Origin of the sequence: Pseudomonas sp. MIL19 (genome assembly GCF_028680365.1) — a bacterium.
In the GTDB taxonomy this organism is placed as follows: Bacteria; Pseudomonadota; Gammaproteobacteria; order Pseudomonadales; family Pseudomonadaceae; genus Aquipseudomonas; species Aquipseudomonas spirodelae.
This window is the reverse complement of record NZ_JAPPVG010000060.1, coordinates 1-7,419: the sequence shown is the minus strand read 5'-3', so window position 1 is coordinate 7,419 and position 7,419 is coordinate 1. Positions and strand designations below refer to the sequence as shown.

The window sequence follows — 7,419 nt, the reverse complement described above, 5'->3', positions numbered from 1 at the left end:
CTGGTAACAAAATCAGCAATCCGCCCTGGGTCAAATTTCAATCGGCAGGGTGGGTCAATTTTCCATCAGCGCCAACATCGCTAACCGGCCAGAAGCGGCCACTAATTTCTTGGCAATCAACAGCAGAAAAAGCATTATGGAAACAACTGCTCACGCGCAGTCCCATCTTCGGCGGCATGGATGCCTTGCTTATCTCACACAAGCATTCATTCCTGCTAGCTTTGGCGACATGCTGTGAAGCGCGGGCTTATGCCGCATTCGGCTATAACTGGCTTATACCGCGTTCGATATAACGTCGCAGCAGAAGGGAGTGAAAGATGCATAAAACACTGATCCGCAAGAGAAAAGTCAACATTGTTAGCGAAATGTTAGGCTGCGTATTAGTCGAGCGTTCGGTCTAATCACTGTTAGTGGCTTTTCTCCAGGTCATGTCAGGGTCACGAACGTTTGAAGTAATCCAGCAGTAATCCGACAGCTCCAGTGTTCGGCTAACGCCGTAGAAAGCACAATCTAGAGGTTGATTAACGAGATAGTAGATGGTCCGGTGAAACCGACTAAGAGAAAATTGTGAGTCTGTAACTGACGTTGTGACGCGGCCCGGAGAAATTATGATCGAGAGAGTTTTCAGAAGTAGTCGGTTTATGGTGTGGGTGGCAGTCGTTATCTGTGCGGTGTCATCTTTGCTCTTGTATGGTGCCTCGGTTAACATAATCTGGAATACCGCACTGGATGTAGTACGTGATATACCTGTCTCTGCTGGCGACGGCAAGAGCCTCGCGGTTCGCCTCCTGAAGCTGTTGGATCTCCTGCTGATCGCTATTACTTTTCAGATCATGGCGGTTAACCTGTATCGTCTGTTCATCCGTCCGGTGTCTGATGATGACAGAGAATCCCAAAACCCTCTGGACATTAAGAGCTTCCATGATTTGAAGATAACAGTAAGCCAAGTGGCTGTTGTGATACTGGTGGTTCTGTTCCTTGAGCAGGCGGTAGAGATTGGCGCTACGATCGCTACGTTATACTTTGGTGCTGCCATCGGTATCATTATTTTGGCCTCGGTATTCGCGTGGAAGAATATGAAAGACTGATGCACAGCACGCGGTTAGACGTCACCTGCTGGTTGCCTGAACTAGAGAGGCAACCACTCCGCAGAGAATGTAGGCGGCCAACGCTTCATGGGAGCCTGCTTTGGGCAAGAGCCAACGTCACGGGCGTCTGCCACTAACCAATCCAAGCATAGCGACACCATTTCGGTTGCGGCTTCGCCTTCACTACAAAGCTGCGCGTGTTGGCGGCGTTATGCGCATCCATAGAGAGGGTACTCTGTTGCCGCTGACCGAAAACTGACCCAGTAGAGGCTGTTCTGCCGACTGAAAACTGACCCAGGTGTTCAACTGCTTCTGCTCAATTTTTGAGCAGGAGAACACAGGGTGATCAGTATGGAAATGATGGGCAAAATCCGCCGGATGTATTTCCGCGACAAGCTGTCGCTGCATGAGATAGCCAAGCGCACCGGGTTGGCGCGCAACACGATTCGCAAGTGGGTCAGAGCACCTGAGGCCAAGCCGCCGGTCTACCAACGCCGCGCGATCTTCAACAAACTCAGCCCTTTTCACGCCACGCTGGAGCAGGCGCTAAAAGCCGATTCGCTGCGGCCCAAGCAACAGCGGCGCAGTGCCAGGGGTTTGGGGAGCAATGGAACCAAAAACCAACGTAAGCCTTACCACCTCCGCTCAGAGCCCTCTTCCCAGGCATCCGCCTCGATAAAACAATTGCGCATCTCGGCTTCCTGGCTGATCTCGGTCAGCAGATCATGTACCGTCTTATCCAATGCCTCATCATTGCGATATGGAATGCTCAGTGCGTAGTTGCCCGACTCCAGTGGCTTCATGCCATAGGGTTCCAGGCAGTAACGCTCGATGTTCTCTTTTGCCCGCTTTTTGCCACGCACGAACTTGCTGTTGTTCTCGACGGCCAGGCGCAATATGACCGTCGCGATCCGTTCGGCATCGTCCACTGCCGGTGGGACTGTAATGTCGAGATGCAGGGAGATTTTTGTGGGTACGCCGATCGTTATGCCGCGATGCCGGAGGTAGCGGTAAAGCGTACTTTTGGAGATGTGCAGTTTCTTGCCAATGGCGCTCACACTTAACCGTCCCTCGCGGTACAGCGTTTCTGCGGCCATAGCTGTCGCTTCGGCTTGAGCTGGCAACCCCTTCGGACGGCCACCGACTCGACCACGTGACCGTGCAGCGGACAAGCCGGCCTGTGTGCGCTCACGAATCAACTCGCGTTCGAACTCTGCCAATGAAGCGAACAGGTTGAACACAAAGCGCCCTTGCGCGTGAGTGGTATCGATGGGGTCATTCAGACTTTGCAGGCCAACGTTACGAGCGGCCAATTCACCGACCAGTTCGACCAGGTGCTTGAGTGAGCGTCCCAGACGATCCAGCTTCCAAATCACCACGGCATCACCGGCTCGCACATGAACCAATAATTTATCCAGTTCCGGACGTGCGCTTTTTGAGCCGCTGGCAACGTCTTGATAGATCCGCTCGCAGCCTGCCTTTTTCAGAGCATCGATCTGGAGGTCTGCGTTCTGATCCCGAGTACTCACCCGCGCATAGCCAATTTTCATCAGAAGTACCGTTTACTCAACAGATAAATTGAAAATAGAACCTTGATTAACGATACCAGTATTTAAAACCATAATGAGGCTTAACTCAGAGCAGGGCTGGTCTTCCGTTAAAGTTCTATAAAACGAGGGTTTTATCGAACCATTGCGAAGCGGCAAGGAACGGGTGTATAAACACACAAACACCTGTTATTGGAGAAGTCATGAACACCACTCGCTGGAACGTCGCCGTCTCTACCGACACCGACCAATCGCTTCGCATGTTTCTGGCCAGCCAAGGCGGTGGCCGTAAGGGCGACCTGTCGCGCTTCATCGAAGAGGCGGTGCGGGCACACATCCTGGAACTGAGCGCTGAACAGGCCAAGGCTTTCAACGTCCATCTAAGTGAGGCAGAGCTGACCGACGCGGTTGATGAAGCGCTCGACTGGGCACGTAAACGCTGATGCGGGTTGTATTGGATACCAACATTCTATTCAGCGCGCTGATCTCACCGCATGGGGCCCCTGATGTGATCTATCGGGCCTGGCGTTCGGCTCGCTTCGAGGTAGTAACCTCACGGGCACAGCTCGATGAGATTCGGCGCGCTAGTCGATACCCCAAGCTTCAGGCCATCCTGCAGCCTGCCAAAGTCGGAGCCATGATCAACAACCTGCAACGCGCAGTAGTATTGGAGCGCTTGGTCATCGAGGTTGAAGCCGATGATCCGGATGATTCATTTCTGCTGGCCATGGCCTTGGCGGGCAATGCGGACTATCTGGTGACCGGTGATCGCCGCGCCGGCCTCTTGCAGCGCGGGCATATCGAACGCACGCGGATTGTCACCCCCGCGGTGTTCTGCGCCGAGGTACTGTGATCCATGCCGGTCGGCTTTCTGACCCAGGAGCAGCGCGACGGCTTTGGTCGCTACATCGAGGCACCCAGCCGTGATGAACTGGAGCGCTACTTCCACCTGAGCGATGAAGACCGTGAAGCCGTCCAGGTACTACGCGGCAACCATAACCGCCTGGGCTATGCCGTTCTGCTGACTACCGTTCGCTTCGTGGGTGTTTTGCCGGACAAGCCCGTTGCTGTGCCGGTGGAAGTCCTGCATGTACTTTGTCGGCAATTGGCAATCGCCGACCCTGACTGTCTTGCGCGTTACAGCGATCATCGTCGCTGGATACATACGGCCGATATTCAAGAGCGCTATGGCTATCGCCACTTTACAGACCCTGGCATCGGCTTTCGTTTGAGCCGATGGCTGTATGCCCTCTGCTGGACAGGCACAGATCGGCCTGGTGTGCTGTTTGAACGAGCCGCCTCATGGCTGTTCACACAGAAAGTCCTATTGCCTGGGGTTTCCCAGTTAGAGCGTTTCATTGCCCAACTGCGTAGCCGCGTTGAAGAACGCCTCTGGTACACCTTAGGCCGCAGCGTGACCGAGGAACAGAGACAACACCTACAAGACTTGCTTCTGGTGGCTGAAGGCAACCGCAGTTCCCGGCTGGATCAACTACGCTCCGGCCCGGTGATGGTCAGTGGCCCTGCTCTGATTCGGGCGCTGCGTCGGCTGGATGATGTGCGTGGGTTGGGTATCGCCTTGCCGCCGGCTGCACATATCCCGCCCAGCCGTATTGCAGCCCTGGCCCGCTTTTCCAACACGGCCAAGGTCACGGCCATCAATCGACTGCCGGCGTCGCGCCGGTTGGCGACGCTGGTGGCGTTCGCGGTTTCCCTTGAAGCCAGTGCGCACGACGATGCGCTGGAAGTTCTGGAGGCGCTACTACGTGATATTTTCAACAATGCGGAGAAGGCTGACAAGAAAGCCCGGTTGCGTAGCCTAAAAGACCTGGATCGCTCGGCGGCAACACTCGCTGCTGCGTGCAAGGTCGTGCTGGATAGCTCGATCAGCGATGACAACGTCCGTTCCCAGCTGTTCAACGACCTGCCACGTGTCAGGCTGGAGAAAGCCCTGGAAGAGGTCACTGCGTTGATCCGTCCGGCCAACGATGTATTTTACCTCGCCCTGGAGGAGCGCTACCGCAGTGTGCGCCGCTTCCTTCCCGATCTTCTGAAACATATTCGCTTCGGCTTCAGTCCCGCCGGCAAGGGGGTGGCGGCTAGTCTGGACTGGTTGCAACTGAATCTACCTCGCAGGAAGCCCGAGGATGACGCGCCGCAGGAGATTGTTGCCAAGGCCTGGCAGAACCACATCACCCGCGAAGATGGCTCCCTCGACATGGGCGCCTATGTCTTCTGCACGCTCGATGCACTACGCACGGCCCTACGCCGCCGCGATGTCTTTGTTGCACCCAGTTGGCGCTATGCCGACCCGCGTATCGGTCTGCTCGATGGCGCAGAATGGCTGTCGGCGCGACCGATCATCTGCCGCTCACTGGGCTTGACCATCGACGCCAAAACCACTTTGGACGCTTTGTCTGCTGAGCTGGATTCAACGTGGCAGGCGGTTGCCGCCCGACTTCCCGACAACCCGGCCATCCAGCTAAGTGAGAGCGCAGAGGGTAAAACCGAGCTGTCCCTCGGGGCGCTGGACAAGTTGGAGGAGCCAAACTCGCTATTGCAACTGCGTGCAGCAGTGGCCGACTTGATGCCGCGTGTCGATCTGCCGGAAATCCTATTGGAAATCGCGGCCCGTACCGGCTTCGCTGAGGCCTTCACCCATGTATCCGAACGCAATACGCGGGCCGACAACCTGGTGACAAGTCTGTGCGCCGTGCTGCTGGGAGGCGCCTGTAACACCGGCCTGGAGCCATTGATCCGCAACGATAACCAAGCGCTGCGCCGTGATCGGCTGTCGTGGGTCAGCCAGAACTATCTCCGTGACGACACCCTGTCAGCAGCCAACGCCATTCTGGTGTCGGCGCAAAGCCAACTGGAGCTGGCTCAGATCTGGGGCGGCGGCGAAGTGGCCTCCGCCGATGGCATGCGTTTCGTCGTACCAGTGCGCACCGTGCATGCTGGGCCCAACCCGAAATACTTCGGTACCGGCCGGGGCGTCACCTGGTACAACCTGATTTCCGACCAGTTCTCCGGCCTGAACGCCATCACAGTACCCGGCACCTTGCGCGACAGCCTGGTACTGCTTGCGGTTGTGCTGGAACAACAGACCGAATTGCAGCCCACACAAATCATGACCGATACCGGTGCCTACAGCGATGTGGTGTTCGGGTTGTTCCGTTTGCTCGGTTATCACTTCTGCCCGCGCTTGGCCGATGTCGGCGGCACCCGCTTCTGGCGCACACGCCCAGAAGCGGATTACGGCAAGCTCAACGGACTCGCCCGGCAGTCGGTCAAGCTCGACCTGATCGCGGAACACTGGGATGACCTACTACGCCTAGCTGGTTCACTCAAGCTCGGTCGAGTGCCGGCGACCGGCATCATGCGCACGCTGCAAACGGGAGATCGTCCGACCCGCCTGGCCCAAGCGCTGGCAGAGTTTGGGCGGATCGAGAAAACCCTGCACACACTGACCTACATCGATGATGAGTCCAAGCGCCGCGCCACCCTGACCCAACTGAACCGAGGCGAAGGTCGGCACAGCCTGGCCCGTGCCGTGTTCCATGGCAAACGCGGCGAGCTTCGCCAGCGCTATCGCGAAGGTCAAGAGGATCAACTCGGTGCTTTGGGCCTGGTGGTGAACATCATCGTGCTGTGGAACACCCTCTACATGACGGCAGCTGTGGAACGGCTAAAGCAGCACGGCTACCCGGTGCAGGAAGAGGATCTGGTTCGGCTGTCGCCGCTGATCTTCGAGCATATCAATATGTTGGGACGGTACTCCTTCGCGGTACCGGAAGAAGTCGCCCGAGGTGAGCTACGGCCACTGCGTAATCCAGAGGAAGACCTGTAGCTGTTTGTGATCGAAAGCGGCCATGCCCAGGCTGACGGTTATTTATTCTCAGGTAAAGAACTCAACCTCTCCACCCACAAGCTTATAGATAGCGCCTACAATTTTTATTTTCCCATCCTGCTCGAGCTTATTCAGGGTGGGGCTGTGTTGACGGATATCGGCCAGCGTCATCTTGATGTTGGTGCGGGCAACGGAATCGACAAAGTCATAGTTGTCAGCCGTACGCTCACCTGCGTATGCCGTTTCAGTAATTGCCGGTTTAATTTTGCTCAGCAATCCAGTCAGGTTTCCCAGTTCGGCGTTGGCAATGGCACCCTTCACCGCACCACAGGAGGTATGCCCCATCACCACTATTACCTTGGCCCCTGCCAGAGCACAGGCAAATTCCATGCTGCCGAGAATGTCTTCGTTTTCCACATTGCCAGCCACACGGCAGTTAAACGTTTCACCAATACCGGCATCCAGCAGGATTTCCGCCGGAGCGCGCGAATCAATACAGCTTAAAATTACCGCTGACGGATACTGCCCCTTTTGACTGGCGCGCTTTTGCGCCAAATAGTCATGCTGCTGCATTTTGCCTTCACGGAAACGCAGATTGCCAGATTTCAGGCTTTCAATGACCTCATCCGGCGTCATTTTATCTCGCTCTTCTTTGCTAAGCGCTGCGGCAAAAGACACTGAAGGCACAGTTAACCCGGCCACTCCAGTAATCGCCAATGTGGAAAGGGCAGCTCCGCGCTTGAGCAGCATGCGGCGGGATGGGTGTTGCGGGTCAGATTGGCTCATTGTTCAGCTCCTAGATTGTGGTGTTGGGCCACATTAACTCGGATGCACATTGCCGTCAGCAATACTTTCGATGCGGATTCCACGCTGACTCGGACACCCATTCCACGCACATCCGGACAGTGATTCCACGCTGATCCGGACACTCATT

Annotated in this window: 7 protein-coding genes and 1 pseudogene; 6 read left to right on the top strand and 2 right to left on the bottom strand. The window is 56.1% G+C overall.

Annotation, left to right across the window (positions count from 1 at the left end):
• From N1078_RS19140 to N1078_RS19130, 3 genes and pseudogenes are all read left to right on the top strand, one after another.
• Positions 1-293: hypothetical protein (locus N1078_RS19140; RefSeq protein WP_274089664.1), on the top strand; the 293-nt coding region annotated here is incomplete at its 5' end.
• Between the two features lie 315 nt (positions 294-608).
• Positions 609-1,088 carry a YqhA family protein gene (locus N1078_RS19135; RefSeq protein WP_274089663.1) on the top strand — a complete coding sequence of 160 codons (480 nt, stop codon included), beginning with the start codon at positions 609-611 and terminating at the stop codon, positions 1,086-1,088.
• Positions 1,089-1,448: 360 nt separating this feature from the next.
• Positions 1,449-1,688: pseudogene (locus N1078_RS19130) on the top strand (IS21 family transposase); the annotation flags it as partial.
• 32 nt (positions 1,689-1,720) lie between these two features.
• Here N1078_RS19130 and N1078_RS19125 read toward each other — a convergent pair.
• Complete coding sequence (locus N1078_RS19125) at positions 1,721-2,638, bottom strand: recombinase family protein (RefSeq protein ID WP_047306926.1); 918 nt, start codon at positions 2,636-2,638, stop codon at positions 1,721-1,723.
• 200 nt (positions 2,639-2,838) lie between these two features.
• Between N1078_RS19125 and N1078_RS19120 the strand changes: the two genes are divergently transcribed.
• From N1078_RS19120 to N1078_RS19110, 3 genes are read left to right on the top strand one after another with little or no spacing between them, the layout of a single operon-like run.
• On the top strand, positions 2,839-3,078 hold the full coding sequence (locus N1078_RS19120; protein WP_034011918.1) for a ribbon-helix-helix domain-containing protein: 240 nt from the start codon (positions 2,839-2,841) through the stop codon (positions 3,076-3,078).
• A complete protein-coding gene (locus N1078_RS19115; protein WP_034011919.1) occupies positions 3,078-3,488 on the top strand; it encodes a putative toxin-antitoxin system toxin component, PIN family in 411 nt (136 codons plus the stop codon). The genes N1078_RS19120 and N1078_RS19115 overlap by 1 nt, the downstream gene beginning before the upstream one ends.
• A gap of 3 nt (positions 3,489-3,491) precedes the next feature.
• Positions 3,492-6,485: a Tn3 family transposase gene (locus N1078_RS19110; RefSeq protein WP_060495417.1), complete on the top strand. Its 2,994-nt coding sequence runs from the start codon at positions 3,492-3,494 to the stop codon at positions 6,483-6,485.
• Positions 6,486-6,533: 48 nt separating this feature from the next.
• On the opposite strand, the gene N1078_RS19105 is transcribed toward N1078_RS19110, so the two are convergent.
• A complete protein-coding gene (locus tag N1078_RS19105) occupies positions 6,534-7,271 on the bottom strand; it encodes a carbonic anhydrase (RefSeq protein ID WP_034011920.1) in 738 nt (245 codons plus the stop codon).
• Positions 7,272-7,419: the final 148 nt, after the last annotated feature.

What these genes read in the sequence shown, in the direction of transcription:
- N1078_RS19115 (WP_034011919.1), top strand. Translation starts at nt 3,078, where the DNA reads ATGCGGGTTGTATTGGATACCAACATTCTATTCAGCGCGCTGATCTCA.
- N1078_RS19135 (WP_274089663.1), top strand. Translation starts at nt 609, where the DNA reads ATGATCGAGAGAGTTTTCAGAAGTAGTCGGTTTATGGTGTGGGTGGCA.
- N1078_RS19105 (WP_034011920.1), bottom strand. Translation starts at nt 7,271, where the DNA reads ATGAGCCAATCTGACCCGCAACACCCATCCCGCCGCATGCTGCTCAAG.
- N1078_RS19125 (WP_047306926.1), bottom strand. Translation starts at nt 2,638, where the DNA reads ATGAAAATTGGCTATGCGCGGGTGAGTACTCGGGATCAGAACGCAGAC.
- N1078_RS19120 (WP_034011918.1), top strand. Translation starts at nt 2,839, where the DNA reads ATGAACACCACTCGCTGGAACGTCGCCGTCTCTACCGACACCGACCAA.
- N1078_RS19110 (WP_060495417.1), top strand. Translation starts at nt 3,492, where the DNA reads ATGCCGGTCGGCTTTCTGACCCAGGAGCAGCGCGACGGCTTTGGTCGC.